The following is a 23833-nucleotide window of genomic DNA, read 5'->3' as shown; positions in this document are numbered from 1 at the left end:
GGAGGTCCTCGCGGTGGTCGAGGCCGTGGTAGAGCCCGTCGCTCGTTTTCCCGATGAGCCCCTCGTCATGGAGTCGAGAGAGTGTCCCGGACACGGTTCCGCGCGGCAGATCGAGCTCCTCTCGGATTTCCGCAGGTGTGAATCCGAGATTCGTATCGCGGTACAGGAGTTTGATGATTTTGGCTTTGTTCGTCTCTGGCCGGATCGTGATCGGGTCGTCAGGGTCGTGTTTGCGAAGATCGATCGGCATTTGAGTGTACGCGTTTGTACGCATTTGTAGCGCATAAGCGTACTGGTGACCGTAGATGGCACCGCGGCACAGACCGAGTCGCGTGTCACTGCTCTGATTCGACACTATCCATAATTAACAGTGTGAGCGGTACAAGCCTGAGTGATGAGGCGATTTGAAACCGGAGACCCGCGTGACTCTTCTTGTTTAGTGTCGAGATCGATGATGGTGGCGTTGAGCACCTCTGATAGAGAGATCTCCGTCCACCCGCAGACTCCTAACAGCCCGTGTCCAAGCGGGACGATGAACTCTACGACACGCCCCGACAGGCACCCGGCCCGCGTATTGAAACGAGGAGAATTTGACACAAACACCGTGACGGATACTGTGATCCAGTAATCGCCAGACTGCGAATTAATTGGGACGAGCAAAAATACGTTCCTTCGCTAAAATTGGGAGTGAACAATAAATCAACTTACAATAAAAGAGCTACAACAAGAAACCACGATGCACCAACCTACACGAGAAACACGGTGTCCCAATCAGAGCCCTATAACTGGTGATTGCACATGAGTGACGTGAGAGAAGCAATCGGTGCTGTCGCCGGCCTCCTCTTCGCCGGGTACATCCTCATCCTCATGAGCACAAACATTGACGCCGAACTCGGAATCAACCTTACCTTCTGGGGCGGAGTATACATCCTCGTAGCGATACTTTTAGGCGCAGCGCTTGTACTCGGAATCGTCAAAACGATCGTCAACCAGGTATGATCGGGCAAAAAAACGATACCCGCGGACGGCCTCCAGAGGTCGAAGACGAAGAAATTCTGAACGTCATCCGGCGATCAGAGAACAAAGAAGTCCCGAAACCTGACATTGACGATGCACCAGAAATCACGATTGGGAAAGAAGCTGTCCGGCAACGACTCAACCAACTCGAAAGCGACGGCCGCATCGACTCCCGAACCGTCGGGCGAATGCGACTCTGGCGACTCGGCGAACTCGAAGCTGAAGACCCAGTGAAAAACCCCGCAATGGCGAAAGCACACCGCTGGGCAAACCTCCTGACCGCAACCGGGAGAACATACTTCTACATCGCCTCCGGGTGCCTGTTCACATCAATCACGTTCTTCATTCTGTTCCTACACGGAAACGCCGGGCAAATTGACCCCCCGTTACTTACCGGCGACCAAATCCTGTTCGCCGGGTACATCTTCGGATATGGCGGGGCCTTATTCGGTATTCTCTTCGGAATCGCGTACGGTGCAGGAATTATTGTCCCGAAACTCACTGCCTGGTGGTTACACCGCGCCAGCGACCACGACCGTGAACGTGAGGCTGATACCGAATGAACAACGACGTGACACGCGTTCAGTCACTCCGCCGCGCACCAATTCCCCTCGTAGTCCTACTCAGTATCCCGGTGTTCCTCGCAGGAATACACGCCACCACAACCGAAGCAATCCGTACGCAACTGTATTTTTCGCTCACAGACCCGTTATGGTACACTGCTTGGACCGCAGCTGCCGTTCACGGCTCTTGGACCCATCTTGAAGCGAACATGGTCGCGTACCTGCTTGCGACTCTCACTGGATACGGGATATACACGAAATGGGAACGAGAACGACTCATGCTACTGATTTTCGCTGTGGTGCTGGTTACGACACCACCAGTTCAAAGTCTGATTGATTACGTCGTTCTCAACATTCATCTCAACGTAGTCGGACCGGGCGCACACACGAAAGGGTTCTCCGGAGTCGTCGGTGCATTCGTTGGGATGCTCATCGCGTCAATCGGCGGGTACATCACGCATCGTACGAATACGACGATCGGAAATCACGCCATTCTAACCGTGTTTTTCCTTGCGTCCATCGTCCTGTTCGCCGTGTACCCGCCAGACGGACACGTGCTCATAGTCACTGCCGTGCTACTGCTGATTGGGTTCGGAATCACGACGTACACGATCATCACAGAGCTCAACATCCGTGACGTCAACGGCATCCGAAACCGGATTAGCCAAGCATTCGACGATGTTGTGCTCGTGTACGTGAGTACGGTGGTTGCGCTTACCCTGGTGTATCTTTCATTTCCAGCGGATCCTGGAGCGGGAGAAACAACAGCGAATATCATTGCGCATCTCACGGGGATTGTATATGGATTTCTCGCCACAACAACACTCGTGAGGTCCACCGCGTGAAGACGATTCCGAGCAGCACTCACCCGGACGAAACATACCCCGCAGAGAACACTCAACACGCCGTGAAAGCCTATTGATGCGTAACGCCTGGCGAGTACCTCTCTTCAACTTCTAATGGGAGACCGTTCAGCCCGGTCATTACCACGACAGTGATTTGCGAAATTGAACCACCCCAAGATAGCGAATACATCACACACGACTGGTTCAACTGGGATACTACTCCTGACGTATCGGAACACGACGAGTAACCCCGACGAAAAAATGATGTATTAGCATCTAAAAAATCAGATAATGAAACGCCCGGATATCGGTGATACGTTCACAAACGGGATCGATAACATCACCGACGACGGGATCGGGCAAATCAAAGTCCACGAGGGGCACATTAACGTCGGTCCAGTCACTGAAGACGCACTCGGTGTCGAAGTCACCGCAACACTCGTTGAACACGATCGCGCCGAGCTCCACACTGACTCCATCAAACCCCCAGTCGAAGAAACCGGGTCGCTGAAAGACAGTTTCACCAGAGAAACACACGTCCGCATCGGGAAAACATTCAGTGCCGTCATCAATGAAATCACAGACGACGGGCACGGACTCATCTACACGAGAACCGGGTACATCGACCTCGGCCCAGTCACCGAAGACGCTGAAGGAGAGTATGTCCATGCGCTCAAGCTCCCAGGGAATGCAGCAAGAGTGAAATCCGCGAAAGTCCAGCCAGCCAACTACATTGGCAAGTTAGAGAACACGTTCAACTTCGGGTTCTCCTTAGATTTCGGTGACGCGAGCGCCGAACTGCATAAACGAGACCACAAGACAGTTGGTGTGATTGGGAACTACGCGTCGATCACTGAAGTCCGAGCAGGAACGACTGAACACGACGGTGTTGACGTGTCCGAGCTACAACCCGGTGACGTGTTCGCAGCAGAGGTACTGCGAATCAGCCGGGCAGGAAACGGGATCATCGAAACCCTTCGCGGGCACGAAATGAACATCGGACAGATCCCGCAGCACAAAGTCGGCGATGATGTGAGCATATACTATGACGGGAATACAGCTCACGGGAAATACCTCCCACGAGATCAATTATTCACCGCAGAAATCAAGCGCCGAAGTGAATCCGGGAACGGATTACTCGGAGAAGACACGGCAGACCTGAACATCGGGCCAGTCACCGAAGACGCAGTTGGTGAACGCGTTACCGCCCGAAAAGTGAAACACGGGTTCGGTGAATGTGTGACCGTAGATGCCCGCGCCGACGGGTACGAAAAACAATGGATCGTAGACACGCTCTTCGACGGTGAGGTACCTCCAGGAGCAGAAATCACAGTCACTCTTGACCGGACTAACGAGCACGGGAACGGGATCGTTGAAATCGGTGACGACACCATCAATGCCGGGCCCGTACAGCCCGACGTGGTCAAGTCTAACGACAACGGGGTGCGAGTGAAAATGCTCAACGAAGAATTTGCAAAGTGCATGGATATCGAGGTTCGAGACACGCCATACACGCTTCCTGAAACCGCAACTGCCGCGTACGCGGAGGCTGGCGAAATATTCCATGATGTTATCGACGTGATTACTGACGACGGGTACGGGGTCGTCATCACAGGTCACGATCAGTACGTGAATATCGGCCCGGTTGAAGACGACACCGTCGGAGAGCGAGTGCACGTCGAAATGCTCGCGCCGCAAACCGGGCGATGCTTAACGGAATCTGTCCGAGGAAACGGGTACGATGAGTGGGTTGAAAACGACCCTGAAGCGCAGAGTAGTCATTTAGAAATCCCTGGAGTCACTGTAGCTACGGTCGAAAACACTGGAGATAAGGCGGGGAGTACCGACCAATCAGAACCAGGAACCGTAGATCGAACCCGAGAGGATTCAACCGTTGACGCAGAGCCGGGTGAGACCTCGATTGGCACGGAAGAACCGCGTGACGTTTCCGGTGAAGAAGGAAAAACTGCATCAACGGTTCAAGTAACCAAGAACGAAATCGAAGATCCCTCAAACCGTGAACCAGCAGAGAATATCGATGAACTACGAGCGAGAGCAATTCAAGACAGTGTTGAAGACGTCCCAACCCCAACGACGACCCCATCACCCTCGTCATCAAAGCAAGAGTACACGCGTTCGGCAGCGATACGAGAGTACGTAAAAGCGCGAGCAGATGGGTACTGCGAAGCATGTGGGAACCCGGCACCATTCAAAAACACCGACGGAGGACCGTACCTGCACGCCCACCACATTCACGAGATTAGTGATAGCGGGAGTGACACGGTTGACACGGTCGCAGCCATCTGTCCGAATTGCCATTACCGGATCCACCACGGAGAAGACGGGGACGAATACAACAAGTCCCTCCTCGAAAAGATACAATCTATCGAAAACACCGAGTAATACGCACCAGCCCTGTCACCGGAATTGAATTATCTGCGGACGATCGCACAAACTGCAGGTCATACTGGTCTTGCAGATGTCCTATTGGGCGTCTCATCAGATATTATGTCCTTACCGGAGCAACAGATGGAATTCTCCTCTTTTTATTCACCGCACCACTCATCCTACAACCACATCGGCTCACAATTCTCCGTTACGAATATCCATCTACATCTTCCGAGGCCGAGGTGGTATACTCACAATACCGTTGGATGAACGTCTCTCCGAGTGTCTGGAGCTTATCGAGTTCGGCAGTTCCTTGTTGATCGTTACTCTCACCGACGTGACGAACGAAGCCTCTGAATTTCACCTTGAATTCATCGCTTAGCTGTTCAGCCAGGTTCGCGTCCTTTAAGAATTGAAGCGCATCATGGACCCAACTCTCTCGGGCTTCCCCGTCATGCATATAGTCGTTAAGCTCTTCGGCAAAATCTGCAGGAGTTCCCTTGATTTCAATCGTTTTTTGAGCACTCCCCGATTGCCATTCTTCGAAGTCAGACTGTTTAAGATAACGGGGAAAGATTTTGTGCCAGAGAATGGTGGCTAAGTACTGTTCTGGGGGTTTATCATTACAGATCGGCTTCTCTACTTTCTCTCTCTTGAAGTGTTTAGGATAAAGAGGCAGCGTTTCATAGTCTGCTTCTTCCCCCATATGATGACTCAAAGAGTGTTCGTCACGGAGTGCTCCGTCTCGGAATTCGTCCTCAACCGGAACCACACGTTGGAATTCGTAACGGGATAGCTGGTCTCGCGTGTTGTACTGATATCTGACCACCACTAAGTTCCGATCAATATCTACATCCCCGTCGTCAATTAATCGCTGAATTCGCCTTCCGATTTTAGGGGCCGAGGTCCCACTAATCAATAAAAGGATATCGCATGTATCCGGTTCTAAGGTCTTATCTGATGCACATTGTAGTTCGCTCGGTTCGGCATACCGTTCAAGCTGCTCGACCGTCCTACGGAAGGGTGTTTCTTCTTCGGGGAACGTTCGTTTGATTTCACCGATTAGACCGTAGTCATCGTTCACCGTGACGGCGAAGTCCGGAGTTACGTCGTCCCCTTCGGCCTCAAGGGTCGGGAATCGATCGAAATAATAGTCTTCAAACACCTGACTGTAGGAGTGGTTCAGAAAAGCCTCCCAGCAAGAAACGATATCCACGGCTTGGTCGTACGTATTGTATTCTTTCTCTCTTTTCTCCCTACACTCTCTCGCCGCCATAATTACGCGCTAAAGAAGTCCCCCATCGTGTAGTCTTCTCTCGGATTCTCTAAGATTTCGCCTTCCTCCAGTTCACGAGAAATCTGTTCGGCAACCCGCATTAGTGAATTAAACGAGCCGCGGTAGCTCGGGACGATAGAGACCTCCTTAGGTCCGGTAATAAAGACATCACAGCTGGATCCGTCTACATTATCAAAGACAGAGACGTGTGCATACGGATTGTTATGGTAGACGGTAATGTTTGAATTCGACAACTCGTCAAGTGCTTTGATGAGTTTTCGATTATCCGGGGGATTCTTGAAATGATTCTTATCGAATGAGATTTCAATTTCATTCACGTCTCCAGTCTCTTCGGACCGCTCTTGACCACCAAATAAATCTGCCTTCTGTTGGCCTATGTCGGCAAACACAGGAAGAAGATCGTCAAAGAAGCGTGAAGCATTCCCACTATGAAACTGGAGTTTTCCTCGCCGACTGATGAACGCATCAACGCGTTCCTCATCATCGGAGTTCACCACGAATCGGATTTTGTCGATGTATTTGCCCTCCTCTTCGGCCATCTCAAAGATTTCCTCAAAGGGCCGAGTCTCCCAAGAGATCTGACCTTCGTCGTTACGAGAATATGCGACCGTCTTTTTTGCGATGATCTCAGTTCCAGATGGGAATGAATCTCTAAACCGGTGAAGAACAGTCTGGAGGTCTTTGGACGACGCAAAGAAATTCGAGATCTCCGGCTCACTCTTCTTGAGCACCCAAAGTGGCCCGTGTTCGAATTGATCCGGTGTTTGACCGGATACCGCAGTCCAGATGTTTGTGTCCCCCACTTGGAAGAACGCAAAATCACTTTCAACGACTCGTTGGCCGTCTTCTAAGTCGTCCCGCTCGATGATCTTCGTGACCTGAACCGAGTAGTGATCCTCCTGTTCTTCAGTCTTTACAGTTGTGTTTTCGAGTTTGTAGTTAGTGTATTCGAGTGACTCAATCGGGTCATCCTCACAAACAACAGATTTGAAACGAACTTTGCTCCGACTTCCCTCATCAACGAATACATCGACTGCACGCCGGATGTTCTCCATCGAAATTCCGTCGTAGGCGAATAGCGATTCGCCAGCGCCCAGTCCATACATCTCGGTGATCCCTGCTGAAACGGTTATTACGTGGTTCTTTCCCACCTCGTATAGTTATTGGGTTTTATAGAACCCAGAGACAACCCCCTACTGGACATTCTGTGGGTTTTCAGAACTGGAACCCCGAAAATAGGGTATGACATAACCAATTTGCTTTTCTTTCTTCTAAGTCGTGCGCTGTTGTTCGACAGTGGATAAACAAACCGCCTGTCGAAACCAAAAAGATACCACTATAGAATTAATTGGTAACAGTACACAAAGTCGTTGACTATGCCATGCTCTGAATGCGGTCAGACGCTTATTTACCACCAAGAGAAGGAACGCCTCTACTGTCCTTCCTGCCTGTCTCTTCCTGTTGTTGAGTCTGGTAACATCAATAAGGCAGCCACTGCACTACAAAAGCAGTACTTCAATTATCCGGAGTTGGCGGGCATTCTCGACGAATTTGGGAGTATTCGAGTTATCGCGGAACTCGTGGAAGATCTGAACGAAGCAGCTGCCGGATTACAGTTAAAAAACCGGATGCCGTTCGGGCAAATGTTTCACACCTTACCGCTACTGGTGTCTGTGTATGAAAATATCAAGGAGTTTGACTCTCACCTTGACCCATCGGACGAAGACGCAGCGAAAGGAGTGAAAGAAGCAATTGATGCGGTCCAGAACGCCGACACCGTTCTTGTGCCGATAGTCAAGGGGATTCAAGAGGATTTCATAATCCCGATCGAACTCTCCCCTGTCCAGAACCATTGGAAAGACTTCTACCGGAATCATACCTTCGAGAAATCCGAGTACTGGCTGTGTACTGAGCGGTGTATGCACGCGAATGTCGGCGCAAGAGATGAACTCCGCGAGGACTTCCTCCAACACCAACAGATATTCCGGTCGTTCGAGAAAACGGAGACCGACGATATTGAAACCGTTCGAGACTTTGGTGACGCCTGGTACTCGCTGATTGTTGGCTTGGGATTCGCCGCATCATTAGACGACGACGTGAAAACAGCGTTCACTACGTACTTCCCAGACCACGTAACGATATTCGATATTCAAGATTTACTCTACAAGGTCGGAGACCACGTCACGGAGTTAGGTGTCGTTCTCGACCGAGAAGATTACCGTTCAATACCGGTGTTAGAGCGTGATTTTGACGAATGTGGCGAAGAAGTCTTTGGTGAAGAGTACTGGGAGGACGTGAAAGATCACGTATTGGTGAGCAAGGAGACGCCGGATGCACACCCGTTGTTCTTCAAAATATCCGGGACGAGAGAAGAGAAACGCCCAGGGTGGCGGACTTCTCGTCCGGTGCCGTACAACCGCGTGTTGTTTGGGGATTACTTAGCGAAGCTCACGAAATTCCAAGTTTACCCCTTCTTGAAGAACGGTGATGCTGCTAAGAGCACGGAAATTCTCGATGATTTAACTGCAAAACGCGGACGCCAGTTCGAACGGTTCGTGTTCAAGTATCTGATCGAGACCGAGGCTACGAACGACGTGTATTTTAGCTGCAAAACATCGAAGCAGGAAGGCAACGAGGTCGATGTAGTATTCACGCACGACGAGACCGTGTATTTCGTTGAGTGTAAATTCATGCTGCCGACGTTGAACATGCGGTCACAGAAAGGAATCCAGAAGGTAAACGAGAAATTCGAGGAGAAGGTATTCAAAGAAGGTGCGAACGTGAGTGGAAAGCCGTTCGAAGAAAAAGTAGCGGCGTGGCGGGCGTTAGATACTGATGCTGAGATCTTACACCAACCGTCGGGTGATGCCTCCGAGCGGGAGTGGACGAGTGTCCCAGAGAACTGGATGCGTGGTGATTACGAGATGCTGACTGTGTCGAATTTCGTTCCATCGTATTTGAAGAAGCGGGGAGTACGGTTCCTCACTGATTTGGAACTTTACCGTTGGATTGAGAACGGCGAAGACGTATTCTACGATTCTCTTCACTAATTGACCCTAGGGTTAATGGTCCGCAGTAGCTCTGGCTATATCAACGTTCGACGACACCTCCAGTTCCATTCCGGCGCGGGCTACCTCTCATCAGGGTACAACTCCGTATGATATGCAGTCGTATCCTCCTTGACGGAAAACCGCCTGTGAAGAGTTGGAGGACACCCCCATTCATAACGAAGATGACCGCTGGTGAGGGGAGGAAGTACTTCAGTCAGGAAGCCCAAACCGTCGTATGAACGGGCTAAATATACCCAAAGATGACGATGCCCGAAAGCGTGTGCGAGATGCACTTCGAAGCGCAGATGACCACAACGAGACAGAGTTCTTGAACGCTCTGTTGAAAGTCATTGAGTACGAGCGTGATGAAACGTTCGACAGCTCTGAACTAATTTGAATGGCCACCCCACTGGGGTAGCCAATTCTCTGATGTCGCGCCAGATGTTCGGCGACTAGCACCGACTATTTGCACTTCTTTACGGGCGAATAATCTCGTCGATCGCGTCAGCAACGAATTGTGAACTACCCCTGCCTACTCGATTCGCTGCGTTGCTCCTTGAACGAGGGGGCTTAGCGCCTGAAATTGGCTAAGATACTGTTCCACGGTCGACCGGGCAATTATACCAGATATTTTAAATTAATCTCAACGACCTTACTCGACCAGTTCGTACGACGAGAAGTCCTCGAAGGACCGATCAGTATCCCGCAGTTCCTCGAGTGCGTCCGTCAGCTCGTCGACAGGGATCCGCCGCTGTTCGGTCGAGTCCCGCTCGCGGACGGTAACGGTGTCGTCCTCCAGCGTCCGGTGATCGACCGTGACACAGAAGGGCGTCCCGACCTCGTCCTGCCGTCGGTACCGTCGGCCGATCGCGCCGGAGTCGTCGTAGGCGGTCGCGAAGCCGACACTCCGGAGGTCCGCCTCCAGTTCCGTCGCGTACTCGCCCATCCCCTCCCGGTCCATCAGCGGGAAGACCGCGACGGTCGTCGGCGCGACTTCGGGGTCGAGTTCCAGATACACCCGCTTTTCGCCGTCGATCTCGTCCTCTCGGTAGCCGTGATGGAGGATCGTATAGACCAGCCGGTCGACGCCGAAGGAGGGTTCGACGACGTGAGGCGTGATGTGCTCGCCGCTTTCGGTTCGCTCTTCGATCCGGAAGTTCGCCACGTCGACGGGGACTTCGTAGCTCTCGCCGTCGACCTCGACCGTCACGTCCTCGCCCTCGAAGGCGTCGGGGTCGCGTTCGGCCAGCGCCGCCAGTTCCGCCGCGATGTCGGCGGCCGCCGACCCGTACTCGGGGCCGAGCGTGCTCATGTCGGGGTCGACCGTCGCCCGCGTCACGCTCTTCGGTTCGTCGTACTCCCGGAAGATCGTGAAGTCCTCCCCGGAGTGCTCGCCGTGTTTCCGGAGGTCGTAATCCGAACGATACGAGAAGCCGGCGAGTTCGATCCAGTCGCCGTCGATCTCGGCCTCGGCGTCCCAGCAGTCGCTGGCGTAGTGGGCCCGCTCGCCGGCCAGATGCTGGCGGAACCGGAAGCGGTCCATGTCGACGCCGACCCGTTCGTACCACTCCTTGGCGATCCCCAGATAGTAGCCGACCCACTCGCTGTCGACCGGGCCTTCCTCGACCGCCTCGGCGAGGGTCATCTCCTCGAGGTCGCCGTCGTCGGCCTGCTGGTCGGGCGCCGAGTACAGCGGCAGCCTTACGTCCGCCAGATCGCTCAGGTCCGGTCGGTCCTCCTCGGGGTCGATGAAGAGATCGAGTTCGGCCTGCGTGAACTCCCGGGTGCGGATGATCGACCGCCGGGGGCTGATCTCGTTGCGGTAGGCCCGGCCGATCTGGGCGACGCCGAAGGGCAGTTGGTTTCTGGCGTACTCTTTGAGCTGTGGGAACTCGACGAAGATCCCCTGGACCGTCTCGGGGCGCAGATATCCCGGCGAGGCCGAGCCCGGCCCGATGTTGGTCCCGAACATGAGGTTGAAATCGTCGACGGCGACGCCGGCGAGATCGGCGCCGCAATTCGGACAGCCGATCCCGTTATCGGCGATCAGGTCCTCGATCTCCTCGGTCGGCAGCGATTCGGCGTCCGCCAGATCGGTCTCGTCCTCGATGAGGTGGTCGGCCCGATGGCTCTCCTCGCATTCGGAGCACGCGATGAGCATGTCGTCGAACGTATCGAGGTGTCCGGAAGCCTCGAAGACCGGTTCGGGCATGACCGTCGGCGCGTCGATCTCCTGGTTTCCCTCCCGAACGACGAACCGGTCCCGCCAGACGTCCTCGACGTTGCGCTTCAGCGGCGCGCCGGTCGGTCCGTACGTATAAAAGCCCGAGACGCCGCTGTAGGCGCCGAACGACTGCAGGAAAAAGCCACGGCGCTTGGCAACCTCGACGATCTTCTCGGAAGTCATGTCTGGTCTCACGGCGCCGGCTCTCTTTTGGCTTTCGAGGTCCGTTCGTCCCGAGCGCGACGATTTCGGTCGATCGATCAATCGCCGTTTGCGTCCTTCCATTCGCCGATCCCGGCGGGGTCGAGATGCAGATGGACGTCGCCGACGTCCTCGAGGTCCCGCAGCGCCACGACGAGTTCGGTCTCGATGTCGTGGGCCTCCACGAGCGTCAACTCGCCGTCGACCTCGACGTGGGCCTCCACCTCGAGGTCGGTGCCGTCGTAGAAGACGATCAGATCGTGGACGCCCGAAACGGCCGAATGCGAGCGGAGCGTCTCGACGATCTCCCGGCGCTGTTCGTCGCTCGGGGCGGCGCCGATCAGATACGAGACGTTCTCGCGGCCGATCTCGACGCCCTGATAGACGACGAGGAGGCTGACCAGCCCGCCGGCGGCCGCATCGAGGACGGGCGCGCCGAAGAAAACGCCGACGACGCCGACCAGAGCGGCCACGGAGGTGTAGATATCGTTGCGGCAATCGACCGCGAGCGCCGCAAGCGACGAGGAGCCGACCGTCTCGTTGACCCGCACCGTATACCAATACAGCAGGTACATATCCGCCATCGAAAAGCCCAGGGCGGCGATCAGAAGGGGGCTGAAGACGACCGTCGGCCCCTCGATCAGGCCGCGGGCGGAATCGTACAGGAGGTTCAACCCGAGCAACACGACGACGGTGCCGACGAAAAGCGCCGCCAGCGGTTCGATGCGCTGGTGGCCGTGGGGGTGGGTCTCGTCGGGGTCGGCATAGACGCTGCGGCCCCAGACCAACACGACGATGCTGGCGACGAGGTCGGCGACCGAGTGGGCGGCGTCGGCCAAAAGCGCCACCGAGCCGAACGCGAGCCCGGCGGCGGCCTCGACGGCGATCTTGACGGCGTTCCCGAGGACGTTGACGACGCTCGCGCGGACGAATCCCTGTCTCGCGGCGCTGGCTTCGAGGTCGGATTCGTCGAGCGCCCGCTGGCTCATCGTTCTCTATACCCGAACCGGCCGGATAAGTAGTTGGTTCTGTCGGGACGGCAGGGAGGAAGTCACTCCCGGAGTGCGTCGACCACATCGTCAAGTTCGAAGAGCCGGAGATCGTCGCGTTCCTCGGCAGCAGTCCGGAGGCTCTCCGTGAAGCCAGCACGCGAAAACAGCGCGTACTCGACGCGTCGTGGCCCGCCACTCGGCGGCGTCCACCGAAGCGAATCGGCATGCGATTCTAGCGAGCGAAGTGCGTCGTGGTCGGCTCGTACCGATCGGTACTTGCTCTCGCCGACGGCGAATAGTTATCCGGACAAGAAAAATATTCTGAATAATCATATTCTGAAATATCATAATATCTCTCATCTTTGAGTGGGACACTCCGGTTGTGTCTGCAAAGCGCGTTTGTCGAGGGAACCTCAACAGGCTGGCAGACGTAGTCCGACAACGTCCTTGAACAGGAAGCCTCTGGCTCAAAGAGCCGCCGAAAGCAGCGACTAGCAGGGATAGTTCACTTATTTGAACTATCGTACATCGCTTCGAATGCCTGCTCGCCGCGGATCAACTCGTCGACACCGTCGGTGAGTGTCACTCTGCCGAATACAGTCGCCCGGTAATACGTGTACAGTCCATTCTGTCCGCGCTCCGTGCGCTGGCGTTTCTCGACGAGGCCGGGATCGACGAGTTCGTTGAGATGATAATGCATCGTGCTGCCGTCGACTTCAAGTGCATCTTCGAGTTCCTTCGGACTCATCTCACCGCTGTGGACGAGTCGATAGAGGATCTCATAGCGGGTCCGGTGGCCGACGGCGGCGTGCATCGCGAGATATTCGTCGGGGCTGAGAACGCTCTCATCGGATAGCAGATCTTCCGGGTCGTCCGGGGCGTCGTCCCGGAACGATCGTGTTTGATCTGTCTCCATCGTATGTCACACCACGCGTCGAGGGCGCTTAGTCGTTGTCGAGTCGAGAGTCCTCGAAAACACCGTCATTTATAGCGTTACTGGGTGTGAGCGTCGACGATCGTTTCGATCAGGTTGGTCGGGCTCGATGGGTCAACGTTTCTGGTTAATGCGTGTCTCTTCTGAAGTAGCGAGTAAAAACTTTAATTGAGTTTCGAATACAACCACATATATGGCCACCGCCGTCAAGATGGATGAGGAAACGAAGTCTCAACTCGAAGCCCTGCAGGCCGAAATCAAATTGAAGACCGGAGAGAAGGTCACACAACAGGAGATCCTGGCGAAACTCGTTGAATCGGCCGTCGAATCGCGCTCGGAGTTCATCGATTCGTTCCGATCGGGGACGACGGCACTTACCGACGAGGAGATCGAACAGTTCAATGAGGGGCAGATCTCCTCCAGCGTCGAGACCGACGAAGAGGACATCGATGAAATCCTCTACGGATGAGCGTGTTCGTTGATACGGGTGTTTTTTACGCTCACCACGACACCGACACGAGCCGCCACGACGTGGCCTCGCAAGCGCTCATTCGGGTTCTTCAATCGCCCGAGTACGGACAGGTGCTAACGTCCGAGTACGTCTACGACGAGACGGTCACGCTCACCTACCGACGAACGGGACGTGTCTCTGATGCGATGGAGGTGGGACGCCGGATTCGTGGCGAGGGATATCCCGACGCTATCGAATTGCTCTATTCGTCGCCACAGCTGTTCGAGAAGGCCGTCAAAGCGTACGAGAAGTATACCGAACACAAGCTCAGCTTCACTGACGCAATGACTGTCGCCATGATCGAATCGCGGGAGATCGATACCGTTCTGAGCTTCGACGACGACTTCGATGGCGTGATCGAACGACGTTCCCCTGAGACTGTGCTTGACTAATTTAGTCAGCGTTCAAAACTTCAGCCAAACCGAGCCGCTCTCACTGACCTGCGCGTTCGGCTCCTCCAGGAAGGCTTCGTGGAGCTGCTCGTAGCTCTCCTCGAGCGCCTGGACGATCACCTTCGTGTCCGAGACGATCGGCATGAAGTTCGTGTCGCCGCTCCAGCGCGGGATGAGGTGAGTGTGGAGATGCCCGTCGACGGAGCCGCCCGAGGCGTCTCCGAGGTTGAGTCCGGCGTTGACGCCGTCGGGATTGAACGCCCCCTCGAGCGCTTCGATGGTGCGCTGTTTGAGCCGGGCGTGATCCAGCAGGACCTCCTCGTCCAGGGCTGGATACTCGCCGGTGTGGGGTCGGGGAATTACCATGACGTGCCCCGGGTTGTAGGGATAGTTGTTCAGCAGGACGAAGGCGTGTTCGGATTCGGCGACGACGAGCGCTTCGCGGGCGTCCTCGCGCTCGGGGAGGACACAGAAGGGGCAGCCGTCGATCTCCTCGTTGCCGTCGCGTTCGACCCACTCGATGCGCCAGGGGGCAAACAGCTGGTCCATACCCGGTTTCGGGGCGGGTGTGTCTTGATTCTTGTAGACTGTCTTCCGGCTTCCCGCGAGACGTGAAATTATAACCCCTCGGCCGGTACCTGGGATATGGGCGGGATCGAACTCCACGACAACGTGCTTCTCGTCGATCGAGATCCGAACGAATTGGACGATCTCGCCATCCGATTTAGCGCCATTCTCGATGAGTTCGACATTGATCACGTGTTCGTCAGTGGCTACGTCGCGATCCTCACCGGCCGATCTAGAGCCACGGAGGACATCGATGTCCTGCTCGAACATATCCCTGCCGAGCGAATCACTCGACTCGTCGAACGGCTCGAAAGCGAGGCGTTGTGGGGGCCGGCGATGCCCCTCGATTCGATGGCCGAAATGCTCGAGGACAACATCTGGATCGCCCGCGAGGGCGAGATGGTTCCGCACCTCGAAGCCAAGTTCGTGGACGACGAATACGACCGCGCGTCCCTCGAAAACAGTATCACTGCCCGACTCACCAGCGTCGATGCGGCCCTTCCGATCGGCCCTCTCGAACTACAGATCGCCTACAAACTCTATCTGGCAACTCCGAAAGATTTCGAGGACGCCTACCATCTGTATTCGATGTTCGAGGAAAGCCTTAGCACCCGAGAGCTCGAACGCTGGGTCGGGAAACTCGACGTGACAGAAGAATATGACCGACTCAAACACACGTGATGACCTCGCGGCGAAGCACGAACGAAACCGCCAACAGCGTCTCGTCGCGATCGAACGCTGGATCGAATACATCGAAACGCACGATCCCGACGAGTGGGGCGATCAACAGAACCGGTTGATCAACTCACAGCTCGAATCCGCCCGCCAGTCCGACATCGATATCGAGCACCGACGACGCGTCGCACGGGCCGGTCGTGAATACGCGGAATCGACCACGGATCGCTGAATGCGGTCGGCGAAGCGATACTTATCTCCCTCGACCGAGAGAGCGAACCACCCCGAGACAGAGCCGCAGCCCCGGCGCCCGATGAGAGAGCCACAGCCCGGTCGCAACGAGGAACAACGCGAGTTCGATGAGACCGCCAGTAGTCTGGGATAGTTCTATCAGCGTTTCGAGGATCGTGTAGCCCGTCTTCCCGCCGGACTGTGAGACCGCCGGCCACAGCAGGAACTGAAGCTCGCCGAGATCGCCGTCGAGTAGCGGATACACCGCATCGCCGGCCAGATGCAACAGGTGCCCCACCGCAAAGGCGATGCTCAGCTCCCGCCGCCGATAGTGCGTCGCGACCCGGTGGACGATTACGAGCAGAAGTGCCGTGGCGAACACCGAATGCCCGAGCGAGCGCCCGCTCGGGAGCACGCCGAGATACCACGCCAGCGGCTTGTCGAGGAGATCCGCGAACTGCGTCCCGACGGCGAGCGCGAGGACTGCCGCGCCGTCGGGTATGCTTTCGGTTCTAAAACGACAGAGCGCGGTGTAGAGCAGATAGCCGACGGCGGCGTGACCCCCGGGAGCACTGTGTACATGGAGCATGCTCGCTGTATTAAAGTGTCTGAAACGACACGGTAGCTCCCGATTTTTGCAGGAGAATCTTTCCTTTAAGAAACGAGTCGCTCGCCGTAGTTCACGGGTTCGTCGAACTCGAGGGCTTCCGCGACGGCATCCGGGAGCTCTGGGCGTGGCGCCGATTCGTGGCGCTCGATTTTTTCGGTCTTACGCGTGTTCTCGTAGAGAGCGCGTGCGACCGGGAGACCACGGAGATACTTGTAATCGTGGAGGACTTCGACGCCCCGCTCCGTGAATCCGTAGAACTGAGAGGGGAGATCACGTTTCCCCTCGCTTGGTTCGTACGTGTAGCGCGCCAAGAGGCCGGCGTGGATAAGCGTTTCCAACTGGTCTTTGATGGCCGCCTGACTCTTCCCAGTCATATACTCGAGTTCGGCAAGCGACATGAGATGGGCGGGATGACCCAGCAGCTCCTGGATGATGAGATGGCGCGTATCCTGGGACAGCAACTTGAACAACCGCTGCTGTTCCGCGAACGGCCCTGCATCGGCCGTGCCAGTGTCGGTTTCGCTCATACGTGATGGTACAAGGTAGGGCGGTATAACAGTTAGGATTATCCAAGTTGGTTAATCCAGAAAAAACCAAAGTGATTCAGAAGGGATAAGATGGTGTGGTTTGAATCGGCAGCTAATGACCGACCCAAGCCCGCCGCCGGACGCTGGGGAGATTATGACAGTCGTTCACGAGGCCGTCGGGGGCATCGAACTTGAACCAGCGGAGAAACGGGCGATCTGGCGGTTCACCCAGCGTGAATTGCCGTATCTCTGGAGTCAGCGGACATCGTATTTCATCTTGGGGAGCTATCGCGACCCCTATATACGCCGGCTTCGCGCCGTCCAGAACGAACTCACGAAGCAGCTCGGTGCCTATCCGTTCATAATGGGTGATCTCCTCGAACTTCCGACTGACCGCCTCAATACGTTCGATATCATGTTTTCGTTGCTCGCGACGTACAGCGACTACATCGTTGGGGTCTTCGAGAAGGAGAGTGGTGGGGGGGCGCCTGAACTGGGCGAGATCGATGACCCGCCGTATTTCGACAAGTCGTACGTGTTCCCACGTGATTACGCGTGGGTGACTGACGAGAACCTTGACTCGCCACAGCACGTCATTCAGGCCGCCCTTGAGATAGCGTTCACAGACGATTTGTCGGCGGATAAAATCCAATCAAAAGTCGAGTCGTTCGTTGATCGCGCCCAAGAGAGCGGTCTCGACATCGACGAACAGGAGGTGTGGGATGTGATCGACGACAGGGCAGATGAGGACGAAGAGCCAGCAACGTACAGCTGGGTTCATCTCAACAAGTTCCGCAAATTCGAACTCCACGAACGGTGCTTCCCGTGGACGACAGAGGATGAACTCCGAACTGTGGTTGACGAACTCCCGTCCCCGACACCTCGTCCGGAGTGGGAAAAGAGTGAGGAACGGTGAACTATCCTGCCCTACTCGCTTGGCGGTACACTCATCGTGACCTCCTCCCCGTCGTGAACGACGGGGCTTCCCTGCGTGGGAATACCAGCTAATCGCTGGCAGTGGGTTCTGACTCGAACGCTCCGAGCGTCATCTGCTCTGATTGGCTCTGCTCGAAGTGAGTCGTGGCGCTGTCACAGGCGCTCCCGTCCCGTGAGATGTCATCGCCCGCCGATTTCACTGGCAGGCTCTCACCCCACGGGTCAAGGCGGTCAGCGATGTTGACCGCCGTGGCCAGAAATCGCAGATTTCTGGCTGCCCGCCAGACGTAGTCTGGCGACCGCGTTGATATCTGCGTGATACTCCGTGACCCAGCACTCCTCGTTCTGACAGCGAAACTCGTCGCCGTTCCGGTATCCGACGTGTTGACAGGCGTGACAAATCTGACTCGTGTATTCCGGCCAGACAGATTTGACGGGGATGCCAGCCTCGCGTGCCTTGTCCTTGATCCGATCTTGGAGACGAGCGAACGCCCAAGCGTGGAGACGGCGATTCATCCACTGGCCGTAGTCGAGATCTTCGCGTATTTCCGCCAAGTCTTCGAGGACGATTACTGGCTTCTCGAATTGCTTGGCGTACTCGACTGCCTGCCGGGACGTTTTCTCGATAATGTCTGTGAGTGCGTTCTGGTAGTGGTCGAATCGCTCGTCAATCCGCCACTCGGCGGCATCACGCTCTTGGAGGCGCGTGAGCGTCGTGAACATCTCTTTGCGGAGGTGACGAGCGCGACCACCGTTGACCAGCAGTGGGTCACCCGGAGCCCCGTTCTCGCAGGCACAGCCCGCGAGCAGATGGGCTTCTCCGATGTCAAAGCCGACTGGCGTCACGTCATCGTCAGTACTGTTGTAGTCACCTTCTTGGACGTCGTAGTCGACAGTGACGTGGAGTTGCCACGTTGTGCGGTGTTGTTGCAGGCGGAACTCGCCCACGTCAGCCTCATCGTTGAGGAGATCGTGCCATAGGTCGGCTTGTGCGGGGTTAATTCGCACGGGCAGCCAGAGGTGGTAGTCCTCGTGGTGTGGGATTTTGACGTACCATTCGATTGCGTTCTCTGGTTGGTGATTGAGGCTGAACCCGCGTTCGGTGAACCGGATAGGGTGGGCTTCCGAGAGTTCGTCAGCGTCATCGACTAGCCCCGGCACGTAGTTTTTGAGTGCGTCTTTGGCGTAGCTGGACAGATCGTAGGGCGTCACGATTCCGTTGACTGCGCTTTTCGTCGCACAGCCAGCGTTAAACGCGTCGTGTAATGCCTTCCGGTAGCCGGAGAGCGTTTCCTGAAGTTTGCGCTCTTTGTGTGGCTGTCGGCGGGGCCAGAGTGGCCTGCAACGTTTTTGTGACTGTCTCAGCCATTGACCCTACGGTATGGACAAAGGGCGTAAGGTACACATATGTTACGTATATACACATAAATATGGGAAAGACAGTGAAATTTGAAGTGGGTGATGAACAGCACGAGAAACTGACTGATCTGAAAGAGAGGCGTGGCTACACTTGCAAGGGACTCATGTTAGAAGGGGCAAAGTGCCTCGAATCATAGCCATGTGCGGTATTCAGACAGTCAGAGCTTGTGGAAGAGTCAACAGAGTGTACGCGATTCCTTCCCGGTCTGAAGACCGGGATCTCCTCGCTGAAGGAAGATGAGTATCGAGGAACTCGAAACGCACGTCGACCGGCTCGAACGCGATCTCGATGATCTAGAACACGGGATCGACCGGCCGGACGAGTGAGCGGCCGGCTCCTGTCGGAGCGCCCCATCGCGACGAACCCGTCGACGGATAGTCTGATCGAATTGAATCGGTCCCGTACCTTACGACCACCTCTGTCAGACGTGCCAAATGTACAACCATGAATGTTTATCCCAAAGTTCCACGCTACGATCACCCCGTTGTCCCCTCGGACTTTTTCGACAGCGAGTCGCTCGCGCTCATCGAGAAAGTCGACGGGAGTTCGTTCCGATTCACACTGTACGACGAGCGACACACAGCGTGCTATCCAGAACAGGTCATCGACGCCGCCGACGGGGACAACAGCCTCGTGTTCGGGACGCGCAACACAATCCGCGGTAGCCACCGCGACGCCCTTGATGCGATCGACGGCGCGCTCCGCCGGGCGGTGCGGTGTCTCGGCGAGGGGATCGATTCGGCCGCACTCCGGCGGCTTCACGACGAGTTCGACGGGCCGGTGGTCGTCTACGCTGAGAACCTCGTGTACTCGACGATCGATTACGGCTATACGGAAAGTAAGCTTCCCGCGCTCGTCGGTTTCGATATCCTTCCGTACGCTGAAATCGACACGATGGTGCCGTCCGGAAATCCCTACGAGGAGACCCATGAGGGCTTTCTCGACCTCGAAGAAGCATGGGCCGTCTTCGATCGAATTCGCGTCGCCGAAGCCCCGACTGACGTGTCGTTCGTCCCAGCGACGGTCCTCGAACAGCCCGCGGGCGGCTTCGATCCGGCGTCGTACACGTTTCCCACCTCCTCGCTTTCGGATACCGTCCGCGTCGAGGGCGTCGTCGCCCGAAGCTCCGACCGGTCGCGTCGCGTCAAACTCGTCCGTGAGGCGTTTCGAGAACGCAACCGCGAACAGTTCGGTCAGCGACCGGAAGACGCCGAATCGGGCGCGGAGTACGTCGTCGCTACGTACTGCACCCCCGGGCGGATCCGCAAACAGGTCCGGCAGATGGTCGTTGAAGAGGAGTACGAGTTCGGGCTCCACCTCAACGACGATCTCTACCCGCGGGTCGTCGAAGACATCTGGGCCGAAAACTGGCGAGAGCTGATGGACCTCGACGTATCGTTCACGCCGGCGGACATCTACCCGCTGGTCGCCAAGCGCTGTATCACCGAACTTCGGACGATGCGGACGAACGCCGAACTGAACGACGCCGATCCGACGGCCCTGTGGCGACACCTCGGATGAACAACTTGCTCGCAACCAACTATTCGACCGACCACCACGATATCCGTGCCAATCCAACTGACTGGCGATTACACGACCGCACAGGTTCTCGCTGAAGACGAATCGCTCATCGAAGACAACTGTCTCGAACAGATCCGAACGCTCATCGATCATCCGGCTTTCACCGAGCCGATCCGGATGATGCCCGACGCCCACGTCGGATCCGGCGCGCCGATCGGGTTCACGATGCCCCTGCCGGATCAGGTCGTCCCCAACATCGTCGGCGTCGATGTCGGCTGTGGAATGGCCGCGACGAATCTCGGCGACGAACTCCCTCTCGACGCTCCCGAACGCGAAACGCGTATCCGCGACGCCGTGCCGATGGGACAGGCAATCCACGACTACGACGCCGCACCGCATCTCGTCGATGAGTTCCCGTTCGAGCGTGCGAACGAGGTGTTCGATCGATTCGACGCCGCCTACCGTGAGCGGTTCGGCCACCCAATCGATCCCATCGAGTTCGAGTTCGACGGCTACGACGGCGCGTATTTCAAGCAGTTGTGCGAGCGGGTGCTTGCCGGACGGCGTCAGGGGATGGGGTATATCATCCGTGGGGCCGGCACGCTCGGCGGCGGCAACCACTTCATCGAGTTCGCAAAGGCCCGTACGTCCGGCGAGTACTGGCTCGTTATCCACAGCGGCTCGCGGTATCTCGGCAAATCCGTCGCCGAATACTGGCAGGACCAAGCGACCCAGTATCGGGAAGCCGACGCGATCCGGGCGGCACTGCCGGACGAGTACGCCGAGTACCTGAAGTTCGACCCGGAGACGGTCGGTGACGAGGCCCTCTTCGCGTGGGTCACCGGCGGGATGGGCGAATCCCACATGCGCAAGGACGCGATCCGCGCGTCGTTCGACGATGAAGCCGTCGACGAGGTGTTTCGGGCGCTCTCCCGCCCGCGGGCGGCCATCGCCGATCGGGACGAGTCGCTTGATTGGCTGGCCGGTCGAGAAGCCCACGGCTACTACGTGGATATGCTGTTCGCCCAACAGTACGCCCGCTGGAACCGAGAGCTGATGAGCGACGCCGTCTGTGCGGCGCTCGATATCGAGCCGATCGATCGGTTCCAGTCGATCCACAACTACATCGATTTTCGCGATCTCACGATCCGGAAGGGCGCGACGCCGGCCCGGGACGGCCAGCGGCTCGTGATCCCGTTCAACATGGCCGAGGGGTCGCTGCTCGCCCGCGGGAGAGGGAACTCACAGTACCATCGGACGGCGCCGCACGGCGCTGGGCGGACGATGAGCCGCCGGGAAGCTCACGAATCCCTGACTGTCGAGGCCTTCGAGCGGACGATGGCCGACGTGTATTCCGAATCGGTTGAAGAAGCGGTGCTCGATGAGGCACCGATGGCGTACAAGCCCGTCGAGTCGATCCTCGAGGCGATCAAGCCCACAGCCGAGGTCGTCGATCGACTGGATGTCGTCCACAACCTGAAAGCGACCGAGTGACTCAAACCGGTGGCATTAGAGCCCAAAACTGAGCTTATTCATCGTATTACCAATAACAATGTCACCGCGGCATGAACCTACCCCGGGGTCAAGCCCCGAGGCAGCCGCCTTGCCAACCTGTACATTACGTTCTAACACTCATCACTCGCTCCAGTCGGGGGCTTCCCCAAGTTGGTCGGTCGCTTCTAATGATGCGGGATCCATCCCCTCGGCCAACTGTCGTGAGCGTTCCGCACGTTCTCGATATCCTTCTGCCAGTCGCTCGTTGTCCGTCGGACGTTTGATGACAATCTCGTCGTTTACAGCGGTAGCGAGGCGAAAGCCCATCGGCTTTAGCCGTGGGATGAAGCCGATAACTGGGAATCTCTCCACGTTCATAGCCACGGCTGGGGTTGGATGCTTGCGTAACATCTTTAGGTGAATAGTATCTATATACTGGCGATGCCTCGTGGATTCGACAGGGAACGTACCAGCATCCACAAACTCCAGTACCACTTCATCTGGTGTCCGAAGTACCGTAAATCGGTGCTTGAGGGCGAGGTACGCACCCGGCTCGAAGAACTCATCGAGGAGAAAGCCGACGAACTCGGGTTAGAGATACTGGAGTTGGCGATTCGCCCCGACCACGTACACTTGTTCATCACAGGCGACCCGACGCTCGCCCCGAACAAAATAATGCAACAGGTCAAAGGCTACTCCTCGCGCCGACTTCGGGACGAGTTCGACTTCGGCCTCCCGTCGCTGTGGACGCGCTCGTACTTCGTCTCAAGTGCGGGAGACATATCCAGCGAAGTCATCGAGGAGTACATCGACGCCCAAGCAGGTGAGTAGCCATGAAAGAGACAGTCAAAACCACGGTGCGAGTCAAACTCCACTCGCTGACCAACAGGAAAGCTGACCTACTCGCCCGTGAGTATGAGGCGTTCCAGACCGAGGTACACGGTGGAGACGCCGATCTGTACTCTGCAACCGACCAGCAGGCGTCGAAGGTACAACGGCAGAAAGATCCGAACCCCGGTACGGAACAACCTGTCGTCCTTCGCAACGACGTATTTGACGTGGCCTACGACGGAGACACTGTTCTCTCGTCGTGGTGGGTGAAAGTCCCTGTCTTTGACCCCGAGAAAGAACAGGGTAACTCCATCTGGTGTCCCGCTCACGTCCCACGAAAGGACGCACAACTCGTCCGTGAGGGGAATCTTCGAGACAGCGAACTGGTGCGCCGTGACGGTGGCTGGTACGTGCATCTCGTCGTCAAACGGTCTGTGACCGTCCAAGACAGGTACGACGACGTGCTGGCTATTGACATGGGCGCACGGTGGGTCGCTACCTGTACGTTCCTCTCCGACCGTAAAACCACGTTCTACGGCGAGGAAGTGCGCCGTATCCGCGAACACTACAAGCAACTCCGAAAGTCCATCGGGAAATCGAAGCCTCG

At 56.5% G+C, this 23833-nt stretch carries 23 protein-coding genes and 2 pseudogenes; 14 read left to right on the top strand and 11 right to left on the bottom strand.

What is annotated here, in order from left to right; translation table 11 throughout:
* The coding region (locus tag KM295_RS15160; RefSeq protein WP_256030855.1) for a MarR family transcriptional regulator at nucleotides 1-250 on the bottom strand (250 nt) is incomplete at its 3' end.
* Between the two features lie 548 nt (nucleotides 251-798).
* Between KM295_RS15160 and KM295_RS15155 the strand changes: the two genes are divergently transcribed.
* The 4 genes from KM295_RS15155 (at nucleotide 799) to KM295_RS15140 (ending at nucleotide 4828) form a co-directional block, all read left to right on the top strand.
* Nucleotides 799-999: a hypothetical protein gene (locus KM295_RS15155; RefSeq protein ID WP_256030854.1), complete on the top strand. Its 201-nt coding sequence runs from the start codon at nucleotides 799-801 to the stop codon at nucleotides 997-999.
* Nucleotides 996-1580 carry a hypothetical protein gene (locus tag KM295_RS15150; RefSeq protein WP_256030853.1) on the top strand — a complete coding sequence of 195 codons (585 nt, stop codon included), beginning with the start codon at nucleotides 996-998 and terminating at the stop codon, nucleotides 1578-1580. The genes KM295_RS15155 and KM295_RS15150 overlap by 4 nt, the downstream gene beginning before the upstream one ends.
* Complete coding sequence (locus tag KM295_RS15145; protein ID WP_256030852.1) at nucleotides 1577-2425, top strand: hypothetical protein; 849 nt, start codon at nucleotides 1577-1579, stop codon at nucleotides 2423-2425. Before KM295_RS15150 ends, KM295_RS15145 begins: the two co-directional genes overlap by 4 nt.
* A gap of 291 nt (nucleotides 2426-2716) precedes the next feature.
* Entirely contained in the window at nucleotides 2717-4828 is a 2112-nt protein-coding gene (locus KM295_RS15140) for an HNH endonuclease (RefSeq protein ID WP_256030851.1), read from the top strand.
* A 193-nt stretch (nucleotides 4829-5021) separates the two neighbouring features.
* On the opposite strand, the gene KM295_RS15135 is transcribed toward KM295_RS15140, so the two are convergent.
* Both KM295_RS15135 and KM295_RS15130 read right to left on the bottom strand, forming a co-directional pair.
* Nucleotides 5022-6089: a hypothetical protein gene (locus KM295_RS15135; RefSeq protein WP_256030850.1), complete on the bottom strand. Its 1068-nt coding sequence runs from the start codon at nucleotides 6087-6089 to the stop codon at nucleotides 5022-5024.
* A gap of 2 nt (nucleotides 6090-6091) precedes the next feature.
* Entirely contained in the window at nucleotides 6092-7261 is a 1170-nt protein-coding gene (locus KM295_RS15130) for a hypothetical protein (protein ID WP_256030849.1), read from the bottom strand.
* Between the two features lie 225 nt (nucleotides 7262-7486).
* On the opposite strand from KM295_RS15130, the gene KM295_RS15125 reads away from it, so the two are divergent.
* A complete protein-coding gene (locus KM295_RS15125) occupies nucleotides 7487-9160 on the top strand; it encodes a hypothetical protein (protein ID WP_256030848.1) in 1674 nt (557 codons plus the stop codon).
* 652 nt (nucleotides 9161-9812) lie between these two features.
* Here KM295_RS15125 and glyS read toward each other — a convergent pair.
* The 3 genes from glyS to KM295_RS15110 form a co-directional block, all read right to left on the bottom strand.
* Complete coding sequence (gene glyS, locus KM295_RS15120; RefSeq protein WP_256030847.1) at nucleotides 9813-11567, bottom strand: glycine--tRNA ligase; 1755 nt, start codon at nucleotides 11565-11567, stop codon at nucleotides 9813-9815.
* Nucleotides 11568-11644: 77 nt separating this feature from the next.
* The gene (locus KM295_RS15115; RefSeq protein ID WP_256030846.1) at nucleotides 11645-12574 is read right to left on the bottom strand and encodes a cation diffusion facilitator family transporter; all 930 of its coding nucleotides are present in this window, start codon (nucleotides 12572-12574) and stop codon (nucleotides 11645-11647) included.
* Nucleotides 12575-13082: 508 nt separating this feature from the next.
* The gene (locus KM295_RS15110; RefSeq protein ID WP_256030845.1) at nucleotides 13083-13493 is read right to left on the bottom strand and encodes a winged helix-turn-helix domain-containing protein; all 411 of its coding nucleotides are present in this window, start codon (nucleotides 13491-13493) and stop codon (nucleotides 13083-13085) included.
* A gap of 211 nt (nucleotides 13494-13704) precedes the next feature.
* Between KM295_RS15110 and KM295_RS15105 the strand changes: the two genes are divergently transcribed.
* Both KM295_RS15105 and KM295_RS15100 read left to right on the top strand, forming a co-directional pair.
* Nucleotides 13705-13980 (top strand): hypothetical protein, encoded by a 276-nt coding sequence (locus tag KM295_RS15105; RefSeq protein ID WP_256030844.1) that lies wholly within the window; start codon nucleotides 13705-13707, stop codon nucleotides 13978-13980.
* Complete coding sequence (locus KM295_RS15100) at nucleotides 13977-14414, top strand: type II toxin-antitoxin system VapC family toxin (RefSeq protein ID WP_256030841.1); 438 nt, start codon at nucleotides 13977-13979, stop codon at nucleotides 14412-14414. Before KM295_RS15105 ends, KM295_RS15100 begins: the two co-directional genes overlap by 4 nt.
* 12 nt (nucleotides 14415-14426) lie before the next feature.
* Here the strand turns inward: KM295_RS15100 and KM295_RS15095 are convergent, their stop codons facing one another.
* Nucleotides 14427-14963 carry an HIT family protein gene (locus tag KM295_RS15095; protein WP_256030840.1) on the bottom strand — a complete coding sequence of 179 codons (537 nt, stop codon included), beginning with the start codon at nucleotides 14961-14963 and terminating at the stop codon, nucleotides 14427-14429.
* A 96-nt stretch (nucleotides 14964-15059) separates the two neighbouring features.
* Here KM295_RS15095 and KM295_RS15090 point away from each other — a divergent pair, with 96 nt between their 5' ends.
* Both KM295_RS15090 and KM295_RS15085 read left to right on the top strand, forming a co-directional pair.
* On the top strand, nucleotides 15060-15662 hold the full coding sequence (locus KM295_RS15090) for a hypothetical protein (protein ID WP_256030839.1): 603 nt from the start codon (nucleotides 15060-15062) through the stop codon (nucleotides 15660-15662).
* A complete protein-coding gene (locus KM295_RS15085; protein WP_256030838.1) occupies nucleotides 15640-15888 on the top strand; it encodes a DUF8150 family protein in 249 nt (82 codons plus the stop codon). Before KM295_RS15090 ends, KM295_RS15085 begins: the two co-directional genes overlap by 23 nt.
* Nucleotides 15889-15909: 21 nt before the next feature.
* Here KM295_RS15085 and KM295_RS15080 read toward each other — a convergent pair whose 3' ends face one another.
* Both KM295_RS15080 and KM295_RS15075 read right to left on the bottom strand, forming a co-directional pair.
* The gene (locus KM295_RS15080; RefSeq protein WP_256030836.1) at nucleotides 15910-16476 is read right to left on the bottom strand and encodes a metal-dependent hydrolase; all 567 of its coding nucleotides are present in this window, start codon (nucleotides 16474-16476) and stop codon (nucleotides 15910-15912) included.
* Between the two features lie 65 nt (nucleotides 16477-16541).
* A complete protein-coding gene (locus KM295_RS15075) occupies nucleotides 16542-17024 on the bottom strand; it encodes a helix-turn-helix domain-containing protein (RefSeq protein ID WP_256030835.1) in 483 nt (160 codons plus the stop codon).
* A 115-nt stretch (nucleotides 17025-17139) separates the two neighbouring features.
* Here KM295_RS15075 and KM295_RS15070 point away from each other — a divergent pair, with 115 nt between their 5' ends.
* Nucleotides 17140-17940 (top strand): DUF8170 family protein, encoded by an 801-nt coding sequence (locus KM295_RS15070; RefSeq protein WP_256030834.1) that lies wholly within the window; start codon nucleotides 17140-17142, stop codon nucleotides 17938-17940.
* 88 nt (nucleotides 17941-18028) lie between these two features.
* Here KM295_RS15070 and KM295_RS15065 read toward each other — a convergent pair.
* Nucleotides 18029-19329 (bottom strand): annotated as a pseudogene (locus KM295_RS15065) (RNA-guided endonuclease TnpB family protein).
* A gap of 495 nt (nucleotides 19330-19824) precedes the next feature.
* Between KM295_RS15065 and KM295_RS15060 the strand changes: the two are divergent.
* Nucleotides 19825-20901: an RNA ligase family protein gene (locus KM295_RS15060; protein WP_256030833.1), complete on the top strand. Its 1077-nt coding sequence runs from the start codon at nucleotides 19825-19827 to the stop codon at nucleotides 20899-20901.
* 45 nt (nucleotides 20902-20946) lie between these two features.
* Nucleotides 20947-22395 (top strand): RtcB family protein, encoded by a 1449-nt coding sequence (locus KM295_RS15055; RefSeq protein WP_256030831.1) that lies wholly within the window; start codon nucleotides 20947-20949, stop codon nucleotides 22393-22395.
* A 141-nt stretch (nucleotides 22396-22536) separates the two neighbouring features.
* On the opposite strand, the gene KM295_RS15050 is transcribed toward KM295_RS15055, so the two are convergent.
* Nucleotides 22537-22773, bottom strand: a complete 237-nt coding sequence (locus KM295_RS15050; RefSeq protein ID WP_256030829.1) for a hypothetical protein — start codon at nucleotides 22771-22773, stop codon at nucleotides 22537-22539.
* A 63-nt stretch (nucleotides 22774-22836) separates the two neighbouring features.
* Here KM295_RS15050 and tnpA point away from each other — a divergent pair, with 63 nt between their 5' ends.
* On the top strand, nucleotides 22837-23226 hold the full coding sequence (gene tnpA, locus KM295_RS15045; RefSeq protein ID WP_256030828.1) for an IS200/IS605 family transposase: 390 nt from the start codon (nucleotides 22837-22839) through the stop codon (nucleotides 23224-23226).
* A gap of 2 nt (nucleotides 23227-23228) precedes the next feature.
* Nucleotides 23229-23833 (top strand): annotated as a pseudogene (locus KM295_RS15040) (RNA-guided endonuclease TnpB family protein); the annotation flags it as partial.

Source organism: Natronomonas aquatica, assembly GCF_024449025.1.
Classification (GTDB): domain Archaea; phylum Halobacteriota; class Halobacteria; order Halobacteriales; family Haloarculaceae; genus Natronomonas; species Natronomonas aquatica.
Note: the sequence above shows the minus strand (reverse complement) of the source record. Positions and strands in the feature narration are given on the sequence as shown.

Bases quoted from the DNA above. Each gene is read 5' to 3' on its own strand.
- KM295_RS15155 (WP_256030854.1), top strand. From the start codon at position 799: ATGAGTGACGTGAGAGAAGCAATCGGTGCTGTCGCCGGCCTCCTCTTC.
- KM295_RS15150 (WP_256030853.1), top strand. From the start codon at position 996: ATGATCGGGCAAAAAAACGATACCCGCGGACGGCCTCCAGAGGTCGAA.
- KM295_RS15145 (WP_256030852.1), top strand. From the start codon at position 1,577: ATGAACAACGACGTGACACGCGTTCAGTCACTCCGCCGCGCACCAATT.
- KM295_RS15140 (WP_256030851.1), top strand. From the start codon at position 2,717: ATGAAACGCCCGGATATCGGTGATACGTTCACAAACGGGATCGATAAC.
- KM295_RS15135 (WP_256030850.1), bottom strand. From the start codon at position 6,089: ATGGCGGCGAGAGAGTGTAGGGAGAAAAGAGAGAAAGAATACAATACG.
- KM295_RS15125 (WP_256030848.1), top strand. From the start codon at position 7,487: ATGCCATGCTCTGAATGCGGTCAGACGCTTATTTACCACCAAGAGAAG.
- glyS (WP_256030847.1), bottom strand. From the start codon at position 11,567: ATGACTTCCGAGAAGATCGTCGAGGTTGCCAAGCGCCGTGGCTTTTTC.
- KM295_RS15115 (WP_256030846.1), bottom strand. From the start codon at position 12,574: ATGAGCCAGCGGGCGCTCGACGAATCCGACCTCGAAGCCAGCGCCGCG.
- KM295_RS15110 (WP_256030845.1), bottom strand. From the start codon at position 13,493: ATGGAGACAGATCAAACACGATCGTTCCGGGACGACGCCCCGGACGAC.
- KM295_RS15105 (WP_256030844.1), top strand. From the start codon at position 13,705: ATGGCCACCGCCGTCAAGATGGATGAGGAAACGAAGTCTCAACTCGAA.
- KM295_RS15100 (WP_256030841.1), top strand. From the start codon at position 13,977: ATGAGCGTGTTCGTTGATACGGGTGTTTTTTACGCTCACCACGACACC.
- KM295_RS15095 (WP_256030840.1), bottom strand. From the start codon at position 14,963: ATGGACCAGCTGTTTGCCCCCTGGCGCATCGAGTGGGTCGAACGCGAC.
- KM295_RS15090 (WP_256030839.1), top strand. From the start codon at position 15,060: ATGGGCGGGATCGAACTCCACGACAACGTGCTTCTCGTCGATCGAGAT.
- KM295_RS15085 (WP_256030838.1), top strand. From the start codon at position 15,640: ATGACCGACTCAAACACACGTGATGACCTCGCGGCGAAGCACGAACGA.
- KM295_RS15080 (WP_256030836.1), bottom strand. From the start codon at position 16,476: ATGCTCCATGTACACAGTGCTCCCGGGGGTCACGCCGCCGTCGGCTAT.
- KM295_RS15075 (WP_256030835.1), bottom strand. From the start codon at position 17,024: ATGAGCGAAACCGACACTGGCACGGCCGATGCAGGGCCGTTCGCGGAA.
- KM295_RS15070 (WP_256030834.1), top strand. From the start codon at position 17,140: ATGACCGACCCAAGCCCGCCGCCGGACGCTGGGGAGATTATGACAGTC.
- KM295_RS15060 (WP_256030833.1), top strand. From the start codon at position 19,825: ATGAATGTTTATCCCAAAGTTCCACGCTACGATCACCCCGTTGTCCCC.
- KM295_RS15050 (WP_256030829.1), bottom strand. From the start codon at position 22,773: ATGAACGTGGAGAGATTCCCAGTTATCGGCTTCATCCCACGGCTAAAG.
- tnpA (WP_256030828.1), top strand. From the start codon at position 22,837: ATGCCTCGTGGATTCGACAGGGAACGTACCAGCATCCACAAACTCCAG.